Source organism: Stappia sp. P2PMeth1 (assembly GCF_900185735.1).
GTDB lineage: Bacteria > Pseudomonadota > Alphaproteobacteria > Rhizobiales > Stappiaceae > Stappia.
This window is the reverse complement of the sequence record NZ_FYAW01000019.1, coordinates 572,781-585,071: the sequence shown is the minus strand read 5'-3', so window position 1 is coordinate 585,071 and position 12,291 is coordinate 572,781. Positions and strand designations below refer to the sequence as shown.

Genomic DNA, 12,291 nt, shown 5'->3' with positions numbered 1-12,291 from the left:
CCTCTGGTCCGACGGGTCCGGAGCGGCACACTGGATCACGCGCGGAGCCGATGCCTTCGCCCCTTGTGGGAGCCGAGATGACGAAACGCCCTCCCCTGCGTCTGTGCGTTGCCGGCGGAACCGGCTTCGTCGGCGCCCATGTGGTGCGCGCCGCGCTGGCACGCGGCGACGAGGTGGCCGCCACCTGGCACGCGGCGGAGGAGCCCTCCCGCCTCTACGCCCTTCCCGGCGCGGCGCAGCGGCTGCGGCTGCATCCGGCCGACACGACGGACCCGGCGTCCTTCGATCCGGCCTTGTGCGGGGCGGATGCCCTGTGCATCGCCTGTTTCCCGACGCGGCGACAGGCGGCGGACGGAACCCCTGAGGCGGAGCTCGATCCGCGGCGCGGCGCCGCCGAACTCGTGCAGCCGCTCGAACAGGCCTGCCTCGGCCTGATGGCGGCGGCGCATCGTCATGGGATCCGCCGCGTCGTGCTGTGCTCCAGCACGGCCAGCGCCGATCCGCAGGACCCGGCTGTCGTCCGGAACGAGATCGATCACGTATCCGATCTTGCGGCGCAGCTTGCCGCCCGCCGCTTCGGAGCGGCGCAGAAGACGGCGATGGAGCAGGCCGCCCAGCGTTTCGCGCAAGCGGCCGGGATCCGTCTGTCGATCCTGCTGGCGAGCATGGTGGTCGGGCCGCCGCTGCTGCCCGGGCACGTCGAGGGTCATGTCCTCGCGATGCTGCGCGATCTCGCCGCCGGCCGGCCCGGCTGGCATCGGCAGGTCCCGGCGGGCTCCATGTCGCTTACCGATCCGGACGCCCTGGCGCGGATGGTGCTGGCAGCTCTCGATCAGCCGCAGGCAAGCGGCCGCTATTTCGCGATCACCGAGAGCCGGACCTGGCAGGACCTCTATGGGATCATGGCCCGGCATGTGCCGGCCTCCGCGCTGCCCGCGCCCCCCGCCGGACCTCCCGAACCGCCGACCCGGTTCGACTTCACCCGCCGCGAGTCGCTCGGCGTTGCCATGCCGCCCGTCGAGGAGATGGTCGCCCGCACCTTCGCGGCGCTCGCTCCGGGTCGGTCTGCGGAGGCGCTGCCCTCTTCCCTGTCCACCGATCGAGGCGACCACCATGCACCCGACAGCACCGCGTGAGGACGCGCCGCCCAGCCCGCCCTTCGCCCCGCTCGGGGAGGCGCTCCTGCCCCCCGAAAGCCGGCTCTCGCCGGCCGCGCTGCGCCAGCGCAGGTCGATGAAATGGGCCACCCATGGCGCCGATGTGCTGCCGGCCTTCGTCGCCGAGATGGATCTCGCGCCGCCGCTTTGCGTGCAAGAGGCGATTGCCGACGTCGCCGCCCGCGGGGACTACGGCTACCCGCCGCATCTTGCGACCGGCGCGCCGCACCCGCTGGCGCTTGCCCATGCCGCCCGGATGGTGGCGCTTTACGGGTTCGAGCCCGAGCCGGACCTCGTGGTGCCTGTCGCCGACCTGGTGCAGGCGCTCTATCTCTGTGTCGCCGCCTTCACCGATCCCGGCGACTGCGTGCTGATCCAGGAGCCGATCTACCCGCCGATCCGGGCAGCCGTGCTCGACCAGGGGCGCCAGGTCGCGACGCTGCCGATGCGCGCCGACGGCCAGGGTCCGGCGCTCTCGGCGGCCGAGCTCGACGCCCGCCTGCCGAACCGCACGCGCCTCCTGCTCCTGTGCAACCCGCACAATCCGACCGGCCATGTCGCGACGCGCCCGCAGCTCGACGCGCTCGCCAGCCTGTGCCTTTCGCGCGACATGGTCGTCGTCAGCGACGAGATCCATGCCGACCTGGTGTTCGACGGACGCGCGCATGTACCTCTCGCCGCGCTGGGCGCGGAGATCGGCGCGTGCACCGTCACGCTCGTCTCCGGGACGAAGGCGTTCAACATTCCGGCGCTTTCGACCGGGCTGATGCAGTTCGGCTCGGGCGGGCTGAAGCAGCGGTTCGCGGCGCGGATCCCGCTCAAGGGGCTCGGCCTGGCGAATGCCTTTGGTGTGGCGGCGACGCTTGCCGGCTGGGCGCGGGGCGATGAATGGCTCGACCGCCTGCGGATCTACCTGCAGGCGGCGCGCGACCATGTGCAGCGGCGCCTCGCCGCCGAGGCACCCGGCATCGGCTTCGCCGCCCCGCAGGCGACCTATATGGCCTGGCTGGATCTCTCGGCGCTGGACCTGCCCGGACCGGCCGCCTCCGTGCTGCTCGAGCGGGGCCGGATCGCGCTCAGTGCGGGCGAGCGCTTCCTGCCGGGCGGAACGGCTTTCGCGCGGTTCAACTTCGCGGCGGCGCCGGAGCTTCTCGATCCGCTGGTCGATGCCCTCGTTGCCGCCTGCCGGACCCGGTGAGGCCGGCAGGCCGCGAGGCAGCCGGCCTCATGCCGCGGTGGCGGCCTCGGCTTCGGGCACCGACCGGCCGACCGCGCCGTGCAGGTCGAGACACCGCTCGAACCAGTCATGCACGGGGTCGCCCGGCGACAACACTGGCTCGGGCGTGCAGACACGGGCCCACTGGAACACGCCGAACAGGATGTAGTCGGCAAAGAGCGGCCTCTCGCCGCCGAACCAGGGCTGCAGGGCCAGCACCGCCCGCAAGGGGGCGAGCCGGGCCGGCAGGTCGGCGAGCGCGGCATGGCGGGTCTCGAACAGGGCCTCGAGCGTCTTGCCGAACCGCTTCTCCCGCGCGGCGCGGAAATAGGCCTGGTCGGCGGGAGACATCATCGCGTGCATGTCGAGCATCGCCGCGGCGGAGATCGGCGGGTGCAGCATCTCCTTGCTGAACGCCTCGAGGAAACGGGCCATGGCGATGCCGCCGGCGCCGCCGAACAGGCTCGGCCGGTCGGCATAGCGCTGCTCCAGGTAGAGGGCGATGGCGAAGCTGTCGCCCTCGATATGGCCGCGGTCGTTGAGGACCGGAACGCTGCGGAAGGACCCGTCCTCGATCCCGGCGATGCCATCGAAGCTCACCGCCCGCAGCTCGAACTCCAGACCCTTGTGCAGCAGGGCCAGGATGATCTTCCACACATGCGGCGAATAGTGCCGGCGGGTGTCGGCTCCGGTGAGGCTGTAGAGAATTGTCTGCATGGCAGGTTTCCCGTTTGGCATGCCGGTCAGCGCAGCAGGGCGGCGCGCGGCGTCCCGGCCGTGACCTGCGCGAGCAGGCCGCGCACCACCGCCACCACGTCATCGGGATCGGGCAGGGAGAAATGGCCGTGCATCTTGTCCATCAGCGGGTCGAAGTGCTCGCGCCAGACGGGCTCGATCACCGCGTAGCCGTCCTCGCGCATCCGTGCCACGTTGCGCCGCACCGCCGGCTTTTCCCACATCGGGCCGCCCATGACGGGGAAGAACGCGACCGGGAAGGTTGCCGCGAGAATGACGGTCGTCAGCCGGTTCAGCGAACTGCCGTTGGCGACGGCGGAGAGCGTATTGGCCGTCGCCGGCAGGACGATCAGCAGGTCGTGATCGAGTACGATCCGGCCAGGCTTGTCGGTCGGCCAGTCCTTCGGATCGTCGCCGCAGATCAGCCGGTCGACGAAAAGCGCCGTGCTCGCCGGGTTGATGAACTTCGTCGCGGTCGGCGTCAGCAGCGCGGTGATGCTGCAGGCCATCGCCTCGCGGATCGCGCGCAGGTAACCGGGCAGCAGCGTCGAGTCGAGCGAGCCGGACACCCCGACAAGGAGACGCGGCGCGGGCTGGAGCGGGGAATTCGGCGACTGTGTCATGCGGGCACCCTTTCCGGTTGGGAGAACGAAGGAGATGGCATCTGCCCGGCCCGCTTGGCCTCGACCACGTCCCAGACCCGGGCGGCGATGTCGGGTCCGCCGAGGCGGGCGACGGCGCGGATGCCGGTCGGGGCGGTGACGTTGATCTCCGTCAGATAGCCGCCGATGACGTCGATGCCGACGAGGATCAGGCCCTTCTCGCGCAGCGCCGGGCCCAGCCTTGCGCAGATCTCGCGCTCGCGCGGGGTGAGGTCGGCCTCGCGCGCCGCCCCGCCGCGCACCATGTTGGAGCGCAGGTCCCCCTCCTGCGGCACCCGGTTGACCGCCCCGGCGAACTCGCCGTCGACGAGAAGGATGCGCTTGTCGCCCTTGGAGACCTCCGGCAGGAAGCGCTGGATCACCCAGGGCTCGCGGAAGGTGACGGCGAAGAAGTCGTAGAGCGAGCCGTAATTGAGATCGTCCGAGGTGATGCGGAACACCGCCGCCCCGCCATGGCCGAACAGCGGCTTCATGACGATGTCGCCATGCTCGGCGCGGAAGGCGTCGATGGCGGCGCGGTCGCGGGTGATCAGGGTTTCCGGCATCAGGTCGGGGAACTCGGTGACGAAGAGCTTTTCCGGCGCGTTGCGCACCGAGGCCGGGTCGTTCACCACCAGCGTCCTCGGGTGGATCTTCTCCAGCATGTGCGTTGCCGCGACATAGGCCATGTCGAAGGGCGGGTCCTGCCGCATCAGGATCACGTCCATCTCGGCAAGGTCGGTCAGTTTCCGCTCGCCGAGGGTGAAGTGGTTGCCCGGCTCGTCGCGCACGGTGACCGGCTCCAGCGCGGCGGTGACCGCGTCGCCGGTCATCGCCAGCCGGTCGGGCGTGTAGTGGAAGAGCGCGTGGCCGCGCGCCTGCGCCTCCAGCATCATCGCGAAGGCGCTGTCGCCGGCGATGTTGATCGAGGAGATGTGGTCCATCTGGACCGCGACCTTGAGCGTCATGACCGCCTCCCGCGCGCGGATGCGAGACCGGGTCGCGTCGCCATGGCCTCCGCACGGGCAGGCGTCGGATCGCCGGTGAAGACGAGGCCGAGAAACCGGTCGAACCAGTCGACAAAGGGCGGATCGTGGACGAAGCGGCCCGCGATATGCGCCCGGCCCGGCTGGGCGTCGGGCAGATCGAACCAGCGCGCGCCCTTGACCGCCCAGCGATGCATCATCGCCAGCGTCAGTTCCGGGTGGAATTGCAGGCCCCAGGCGTTCTCCCCATGCCGGAAGGCCTGGTTCGGGTAGACCTCGCCTTCGGCCAGGCGAAGCGATCCGCTCGGCAGGTCGCATCCCTCGCGGTGGAAATGATAGACCTGTCGCGGCCAGTCCGGCAGCAGGGCCTCGCCCTCCTGGGTGGGGGCGATCGGATACCAGCCGATCTCGACCCGGCCGTCCTCGCGGCCCGCCACCGTGCCGCCGAGCTGCTTCACCAGCAATTGCGCGCCGAGGCAGATGCCGAGATAGGGCCGGTTCTCGGCCAGCGGCACCGCAAGCCAGTCGATCTCCCGGCGCACGAACGGGTCCGGGTCGTTGGCGCTCATCGGACCGCCGAACACGATCGCTCCGGCATGCCGGTCGAGCGTATCGGGGAGCGGATCGCCGAGCGGCGGCCGGCGGATGTCGAGGCGAAAGCCCCGCGCCTCAAGAAGGTAGCCGGCCCGCCCGGCGGTCGAGCGCTCCTGGTGCAGGACGATAAGCACCGGCCTGTCGTCAGTGGGGGCGCCGGCCGCCGCCCGGGGGCGACGCGGCCGCGTGTCGGATGTCTGCCTCATGTTCGATCCTGTCCGCTTGCGGGGTCGGGTCGCCGTCTCGATGCCGGCAGGGGCACCGGGCCGGCCCTACTGCTCCAGCCGCCCGTAGGCGCGCACCAGGCTCGAATAGGGCGGGACGAACACGATCCGCGTGGCGTCGCCGATCCGCACCGTGTCCTTCACATCGAAATGCAGATGGACCGGGAGCCAAGTCAGCCAGTCGTTCGAGACCTTGCCGATGCGGTCACCTGCCTTGACCGTGTCGAGCTCGGCCACCGCCAGTTCGTCCATCGCCAGATGGACATAGCGGAACAGCGTCCCGTCCCGGCTCTGCAGCGTGATGCTGAAGCGGCCGACATGCGCGATCACGCCATCGGCTGCCGCGACGGCCCAATGGGTGTTGTCCTCGCAGGTCTTCGGACGCAGGTCCTGGCCGAAATGGCCTCCCGCGACGCACAGGGCGATGTCGGAGCGGCGGAGCTCGCAGAAATTGTCGCGCCAGGGATAGGAATAGTTGACGGCGTCGCATTCCTCGCCGCCGCCGCCGTGCGCCCCGCCGGGGCCGAAGGTCGGCGAATTGGCATAGGCGGGGCCTTCCTCGAGCGGGAAGCGCAGGTCCGGGTAGAGGATCGCGGTGACCGCGATGCCCTCGCCCGAGCCCGGCAGCAGATCGCCGGGCGGCAGGAAACGGTCGTCGGCACGCGCGGCGGCGCCGGCCACAAGCAGGAGGCCAAGGATCAGCAGCGGGATGGGACGGGACATCATTTCTCGGAGCCTCCGGCAGAAACGAGCGCCGCGGCGGCCCCGGACAGGAAGGCCGGCTCGATGCAGCGCGGATCGGTGAGCGGTTCGTCGCAGGTCAGGCGCAGCACATAGGACGCCCCGTGGCGGACGAGACTGTAGTCGGCGCCGTCGCCGATGGACTCGTAGCCCTGCACGTCATGGTGAAGGGTGAGCGCCCCGCTCGCCTCGATGGCCGAGCGCCAGCCCAGCACGCTGAGCTGCGCGCCCTCGAGCCGGTACGCCGCCGCATAGGCCTGTGTCTGGTGGACGAAGCGCGGCATGCCCCATTCCTCCACCGGCAGCAGCAGGACGGGAAGACGGACGCCGTTCGCTCCCGCTGCCTGGGCGAACGCATCGGCGGTGGCGCGGGCCTGCGGCGCGGCGGCGGCCTCTGCCTGCGCGGACGGCCAGTCGATGGCGACCTCGGTCCGCGACAGGACCTCGTTCGCCGCGGCGGGCAAGGGAAGGGCGGGGCCGGCAAGCGCCAGCAGCGCGGCGAGCAGTCGGTGCGGGGTCATTTCGGTCTCCTGGGGGATACAGGTGGGGACGGGCGCCCGCCGGCGTCAGTCGCCGGCGGCGGCGAGGGGGGCCGGCGCGGCGCGCAGCAGAGGGGGAACCGCGGTGCGGGCGGCGGGCACTTCGGCGCGCCGGTGCAGCCGGGTCATCTGGTTCACGATGTTGCGGCGATGCATCTCGTCGGTGCCGCCGACGCTGCAAAAGGCGAGGGCGTCGCGCAGGAAGTCGGACACCTCGCCCGCCTGATATCCCTTGCTGCCATAGAGCCGCAGCAGGTGGAGCGCGCCGGCGACAGCGCTGTCGGCGCCGAGGATCTTGGCGACCGAGCACAGCATCACCGCCTCGTCCTCTCCGCGCAGCAGCCGATCGAGCGCGGCATAGGACGTCCAGCGCGCGGCCTCCATGCCGATGCGGATGTCGACAAGGCGGCGCTGCACGTGCTGGTGATCGAGGATCGGCACGCCGAAGGTCTCGCGGTCGGTGGCATAGTCAACGGCGCGCGCGAGCATCGGCTCCAGGCACCACGCGGCAACGAGGCCGTAATAGATCCGCCCGAGCGAGACGATGTCGATCAGGTTGCGCAGCCCCCGGCCGGCCTCGCCGAGGAGGTGGCCGTAGTCGAGCCGGACATCGTCGAAGGTGATCCAACTCGTCGGCAGATCGTGATTGCCGAGCTTGGCGTCCGGCGCCCCGACGCGGATGCCGGGCAGGTCCGCATCGATCAGAACGAGGCTGATGCCCTCTCGCCCCTCGCCGGCCAGCTTGCACACCACCAGCATGAACCCGCATTCCGGCGCATGGGCGATGTTGTACTTGGCGCCGTCGAGGCGGAAGGTCTCGTTCGCCTGCGCGGTGAGGAGGGTCGACGTCGAGCGGACATCGGTTCCCGTATCCGGGTCGGCAATGCCGGTCGCGCCCAGTTCGCCGGCAAGCAGGCGCGGGAAGAACCGCGCCCGCTGGGCGCTGGTGCCGTGGCGCTCAAGGGCGCGGACGAGCCCGGCCTGGGCGATGACCGACAGCAGCAGTCCGGGCGCCCGGCCGCTGGCGGCGAGCCCTTCGAGGGCCGCCGTGAAGGCCCACCAGCCGGCGCCGTCGCCGCCATGTTCCTTCGGCACGATCAGGCGCCACAGGCCGGCCTCGCCCAACAGGTGCCAGGTCTCGGTGTCGAACGCGCCGGGTCGCGGCCGGTCGAGGGTGCTGCGGGCGCCGATATCGTGAAACAGCGCCCGCGTGGCGCGCTGCTCCGGGGTCCATTGCAGGTGCATGGCGATCTCCGCTCGGGCTTAGACGGTTTTCTGGAAGTCGAGCACGCCGCGCCGGAAGTCCTCCGGGATCGGGTAGGTCTGCTGGCGCTCGTAGTCGAACATCACGTGGACCGACTCCCCGCGCGCGACCACCTCGGCATCCGCGTCGTTGAGATGCATGACATGCTCCATCTCGAAGCTCTTGGTGCCGAACTTCTTGATGTGACTGAGCACGATCAGCCGGTCGCCATATCTTGCCTGCGAGACGTAGTCGCAGGAGGTCTTGACCATGATATGCGGAAGCTTCTTGTCCTTGGGGATGCCCAGCAAGCTGTGCATGTATTCCAGATAGGCGGACTGGATGTATTCGTAATAGACGGGACTGCTGACATGGCCCATGGAATCGGTATCGCGATAGCGGATCGCCATCTCCGTCTGGAAGTACTGCTTCGTCATCTTCACCTCCGTTACAGGGGATGGATCGCGGCGGGTGCGGTCGCAACGTCCGACGCCGGTGCGGCAAAGGACGCGAACGGACGGACGCTGCGCGGTCCGTGGATCGTGAAAGCCATCGGGATGCAGCCGTAGTTGTGCAGGACCGAGAGGCCGTGGACGCGGGCGGCGCAGAGCGTCGTCACGCAGCCGTCGGCCTGTCCGCTGACGCAGTCCTGCGCGGCCAGGACATTGCTCGCCACATAGCGGCGCTCGATGCTTGGGGGCAGCAGGTGCTCGGGCGCGGGATGGGTGGCGCAGACCTTGGGCAAGGCGCCGCTGGAGGAGGCCAGCACCATCTCGTCGGTGTCCATGATGAAGGCTTCGAGGATCTGCAGCCGCTCGATCCGGCTGTAGATCAGTGTGTGAAGCTGCGGATAGGCCGCTACACCGACGAGAACGGCGTCGTTCCGGCCGAGCACGGCGTCGGCGGCCGCCTCCAGCGTCGGATGCAGCTCGACCCAGGCATTCGGGCAGCGGTTGGTGCGCCACAGAAGGGCCGCGCGCTCGCAATTGGTTCCCGCCGGTCCGAGCGTGTGCAGGGACCGCACCCAGGCACAGTCCGATGTGGTGCGCGCCGGGGTCTCGAAGGCGGGGTCGGTTGGCCGTTCCGGCCTGTACAAGGGATCGCCCATGGTCACTCCGTCATGGCGGGAACCCCTTCCCCAGGGCATCGCCCCGGCGCCTGTGTCGTCCCTGTCGGGGACCGGGCGCGGGGAACGGGGTCCTCTACCTTCGTGATATGCGTGCAAAAAAATCCCTCTAAGGTTGTGAAACAAGTAAACATCAGAGCGAGATCGGCGATCAAATCGTTATTCGTGAAGTCAGACCTCGGGCCCGGCGAGCTCGTGATAAATCATGATGGAAATCACAACGGTGGCAGCCCTCGGCCTTTTCGAGGGCAGACCACGGCACGAACGAATGGATTGGCTGGCGTGCTTTCAGGCAAGTGTCGACATCGGGCGAGGTCGGCCCGGCCGGAGGCGCACTGCATGGGGAACGTCGAAGGAGCAGGAGCAACCGGACGGGCGCTGGAGCTTGCGCGCCGGCTCGGAGGGACCGGTGCGAGCCGTCGCGTGGGGGCCGGTCTCGCAGCCGCCGGCCTTGTCGGCGTCGCCCTTTTCGGCCTGCTGCCGGCGCCGATGGCGCTCGTGGCGTGCCTCGCCGTTGCGGCCATGGCGGCGTGGGCGACCAATCTCGTGCCGCCGCACTGGCCTGCGCTTGCCGTGTTCACGCTGGCCGCCACGCTGATTCCGGGCTCGGCGCCGGTGGTCTTTTCCGGCTTCCAGTCCTCGACCTACTGGCTGCTGTTTGCCGGCTTCGTGCTCGGCAGCGCGATCCGCCATGTCGGGCTTGGCGCACGCATCGCGCAGCCGCTTGCACGATGCCTTGCCGGCAGCTATCGGCGATCGGCCTACGGGATTGCCGGGGCCTGTCTCCTGCTCGGCTTCGTCATGCCCTCGGGCATGGGGCGGATCGTATTGATGCTGCCGATCGTCATGGCCGTCGCGGAGGATCTCGGTTACCCGCAAGGATCGGACGGCTGGATCGGACTGGTCGCGATCGCCGCCTTCTCCTGCTTCCTGCCGGCCTTTGCCATTCTGCCGTCGAATGCGCCGAACATGATCCTCGCTGGCCTCGCCGAGACCGTCTATGGCCATCGGATCGGCTACTTCCGATACCTCTGGATGCATTTTCCGGTGCTTGGTCTCCTCAAGACCGTCGTGCTGGTCGAACTGTCGCTGCGCCTCTTCCCGGTCGCGGCGCCTGTGCCTGCGCCGGCCTCGGCGCGCCGGAGCGCCGACACCCCGGCGGGCCCCTGGACCCTCGCGCAGACCGCGCTGGCGCTGCTGCTGGCCCTGTGCCTCGTCCTGTGGATGACCGACGCGCTGCACGGCATCGCCGCCGGCTGGGTCGGGCTTGCCGCCGCGCTCGTCTGCCTGTTTCCACCCGCCCGCCTGACCCCGGCGGACTGTGTCGCGCGCGAGGTTCAGCACGGGACGCTGCTGTTCGTTGCCGGGGTCATGGGCCTCGGCGCCCTCATTTCCGCAAGCGGATTGGGGGCGACGCTGGTCGATGGGCTTGCCCAAGCAACGGGCCTCGCTGCGCCGCCCGACGCCGGCGACGGGCGGGAGCCCGGCCCGGTCGGCACGCTGGCACTCCTTGCCATGATGTCCACGGCCGCCGCCGTTCTCGCCAATCTGGCCGGAGTGCCGGCGATCCTCACGCCGCTTGCAGGCGAAACCGCCCGGCTCACGGGTCTGGAGCTCGACCTGGTGTTGATGACCCAGGTGCCCGGCTTCTCGAATGTCCTGCTGCCCTACCAGGCGCCGCCGCTGATCTATGCGATCCAGGTGGCCGGCCTGCCGTTCGGCCGGATGACGCGCCTGTGCCTGCTGCTGTTCGCGGCAAGCCTCGTCTTCCTGCTGCCGCTCGAGCTGCTTTGGTGGCGACTGATCGGCGCTGTCTGAGCGGTCCGCATGTGGCTTGTGCGATGCACAATATTTCAGTGTGCGCTTGCGAGTAATGCAATCTCTGGTATAGTCACCCCGTCGGACAGGTCCGACTGACCGGCGTCCCCACCAAGACGTGCCCTCTCCGTGGTTGGACCACGGCTGAGGTGCCCCAGGCCGGAACGCCGCCCGCAAGCGCTGTTGGCGGTCCCGTCCGCGACGGGGCCGTGCGAGTTTCCCAGCCAGTGGGCGCCAAGCGCCTGAGCAAGACTGTGCCGCGCCGACGGCGCCCTCTCCTGTGTTCAATAGGGGCGTGAAGCACGTTATGGAGTTCCATCAACTGAAGACATTCGTCGCCGTGGCCCGGGAAGGCAGCATCACCCGTGCCTCCGAGCGGCTCCATCTCAGCCAGCCGGCGGTCAGCGCCCATATCAAGTCGATCGAAGACCGCTACGACCTCTCGCTGTTCGAGCGGACGTCGCGAGGAATGACGCTGACCGGCGACGGCCTGCGCCTTCTCGCCAAGGCGGAAAGGGCGCTGGAGGCGCATGGCGAGGTCCTGTCCGAGGCGAGCCGGCTTCGCGGCACGTTGACCGGCCGCATCCGCATCGGTGTCGGCAGCAACGCCTGCAATCCGTTGCTTGAGACCCTGCTGATCCGCCTTGCCGACAGCTATCCGGATGTGGAGATCCGCACCCAGCATGCCTCCGGTCGCGAGACGGTTGCCGCCTTGCGCGGCGGCGCGATCGACGCCTGCTTCTTCAACAGCGTCGACGATCCGGAACCGGACATCTCGGCAATCGACGTCGACCAGTTCAGCATCTTCCTCGCCGCCGCGCCCGGAACCGTACCCTGCACGCAGCCGCTCGACTGGGCGCGTGTCGCCGACCTGCCCTGGATCTATCCCCAATGCAGCAGTTGCTGCGGCCGGGCGACGGACACCCTGTTCCTGCGCCATCGGTTCCGCCCCAAGCGGGTGATCAGCGTCGACCGGGAAGGGATCACGCGCTCCCTCATCGTCGGCGGCATCGGCATCGGCCTGCTGCATGCGGAAACGGCACGCGAGGCGGAAGCCCGTGGCGAGGTCGAATTGCTGCATGAACTGTCGCAGCCCGTGCGGGTGTTCTTCGCCCATCTGGCGAGCCGCGACAACGACCCGATCCTCGCCCTGTTGCGGGGCTTGCTCTAACGTCCTCCCGCTTCGGGCGGAAGGCGGAAGGCGGAAGGCGGACGCCGGCCGGACCCTTGTCCGCCCGGTGCCCGTCGCAGTCTGTCGCAGTTCATCGCAG

Annotated in this window: 13 protein-coding genes; 4 read left to right on the top strand and 9 right to left on the bottom strand. The window is 69.6% G+C overall.

The features are described 5' to 3' along the window. Positions 1-77: 77 nt before the first annotated feature. Both P2PM1_RS13695 and P2PM1_RS13690 read left to right on the top strand, forming a co-directional pair. Entirely contained in the window at positions 78-1,136 is a 1,059-nt protein-coding gene (locus P2PM1_RS13695) for an NAD-dependent epimerase/dehydratase family protein (RefSeq protein ID WP_186399412.1), read from the top strand. Next, positions 1,114-2,355: a MalY/PatB family protein gene (locus P2PM1_RS13690; RefSeq protein WP_186399411.1), complete on the top strand. Its 1,242-nt coding sequence runs from the start codon at positions 1,114-1,116 to the stop codon at positions 2,353-2,355. Before P2PM1_RS13695 ends, P2PM1_RS13690 begins: the two co-directional genes overlap by 23 nt. Before the next feature lie 27 nt (positions 2,356-2,382). Here P2PM1_RS13690 and P2PM1_RS13685 read toward each other — a convergent pair whose 3' ends face one another. The 9 genes from P2PM1_RS13685 to P2PM1_RS13645 form a co-directional block, all read right to left on the bottom strand. After that, positions 2,383-3,090 carry a glutathione S-transferase family protein gene (locus P2PM1_RS13685; protein WP_186399410.1) on the bottom strand — a complete coding sequence of 236 codons (708 nt, stop codon included), beginning with the start codon at positions 3,088-3,090 and terminating at the stop codon, positions 2,383-2,385. A gap of 26 nt (positions 3,091-3,116) precedes the next feature. Further along, positions 3,117-3,731, bottom strand: coding sequence for a flavoprotein (locus P2PM1_RS13680; RefSeq protein WP_186399409.1), 615 nt, complete (start codon positions 3,729-3,731; stop codon positions 3,117-3,119). Further along, a complete protein-coding gene (gene gshB / locus P2PM1_RS13675) occupies positions 3,728-4,717 on the bottom strand; it encodes a glutathione synthase (RefSeq protein ID WP_186399408.1) in 990 nt (329 codons plus the stop codon). The genes P2PM1_RS13680 and gshB overlap by 4 nt, the downstream gene beginning before the upstream one ends. After that, the gene (locus tag P2PM1_RS13670) at positions 4,714-5,535 is read right to left on the bottom strand and encodes a glutamine amidotransferase (RefSeq protein ID WP_186399407.1); all 822 of its coding nucleotides are present in this window, start codon (positions 5,533-5,535) and stop codon (positions 4,714-4,716) included. The genes gshB and P2PM1_RS13670 overlap by 4 nt, the downstream gene beginning before the upstream one ends. A 66-nt stretch (positions 5,536-5,601) precedes the next feature. Then, the gene (locus tag P2PM1_RS13665; RefSeq protein WP_208985269.1) at positions 5,602-6,279 is read right to left on the bottom strand and encodes a M23 family metallopeptidase; all 678 of its coding nucleotides are present in this window, start codon (positions 6,277-6,279) and stop codon (positions 5,602-5,604) included. Beyond that, positions 6,276-6,815: a hypothetical protein gene (locus P2PM1_RS13660; protein WP_186399406.1), complete on the bottom strand. Its 540-nt coding sequence runs from the start codon at positions 6,813-6,815 to the stop codon at positions 6,276-6,278. The genes P2PM1_RS13665 and P2PM1_RS13660 overlap by 4 nt, the downstream gene beginning before the upstream one ends. 45 nt (positions 6,816-6,860) lie before the next feature. Continuing rightward, a complete protein-coding gene (locus P2PM1_RS13655; protein WP_186399405.1) occupies positions 6,861-8,078 on the bottom strand; it encodes an acyl-CoA dehydrogenase family protein in 1,218 nt (405 codons plus the stop codon). 18 nt (positions 8,079-8,096) lie between these two features. Beyond that, on the bottom strand, positions 8,097-8,513 hold the full coding sequence (locus tag P2PM1_RS13650; RefSeq protein WP_186385995.1) for a thioesterase family protein: 417 nt from the start codon (positions 8,511-8,513) through the stop codon (positions 8,097-8,099). A gap of 11 nt (positions 8,514-8,524) precedes the next feature. Then, complete coding sequence (locus P2PM1_RS13645; protein WP_186399404.1) at positions 8,525-9,184, bottom strand: prephenate dehydratase; 660 nt, start codon at positions 9,182-9,184, stop codon at positions 8,525-8,527. 357 nt (positions 9,185-9,541) lie between these two features. Between P2PM1_RS13645 and P2PM1_RS13640 the strand changes: the two genes are divergently transcribed. Both P2PM1_RS13640 and P2PM1_RS13635 read left to right on the top strand, forming a co-directional pair. Next, positions 9,542-11,020: an SLC13 family permease gene (locus P2PM1_RS13640; RefSeq protein ID WP_186399403.1), complete on the top strand. Its 1,479-nt coding sequence runs from the start codon at positions 9,542-9,544 to the stop codon at positions 11,018-11,020. 307 nt (positions 11,021-11,327) lie between these two features. Beyond that, on the top strand, positions 11,328-12,191 hold the full coding sequence (locus P2PM1_RS13635) for a LysR family transcriptional regulator (RefSeq protein WP_186399402.1): 864 nt from the start codon (positions 11,328-11,330) through the stop codon (positions 12,189-12,191). Positions 12,192-12,291 lie beyond the last annotated feature (100 nt).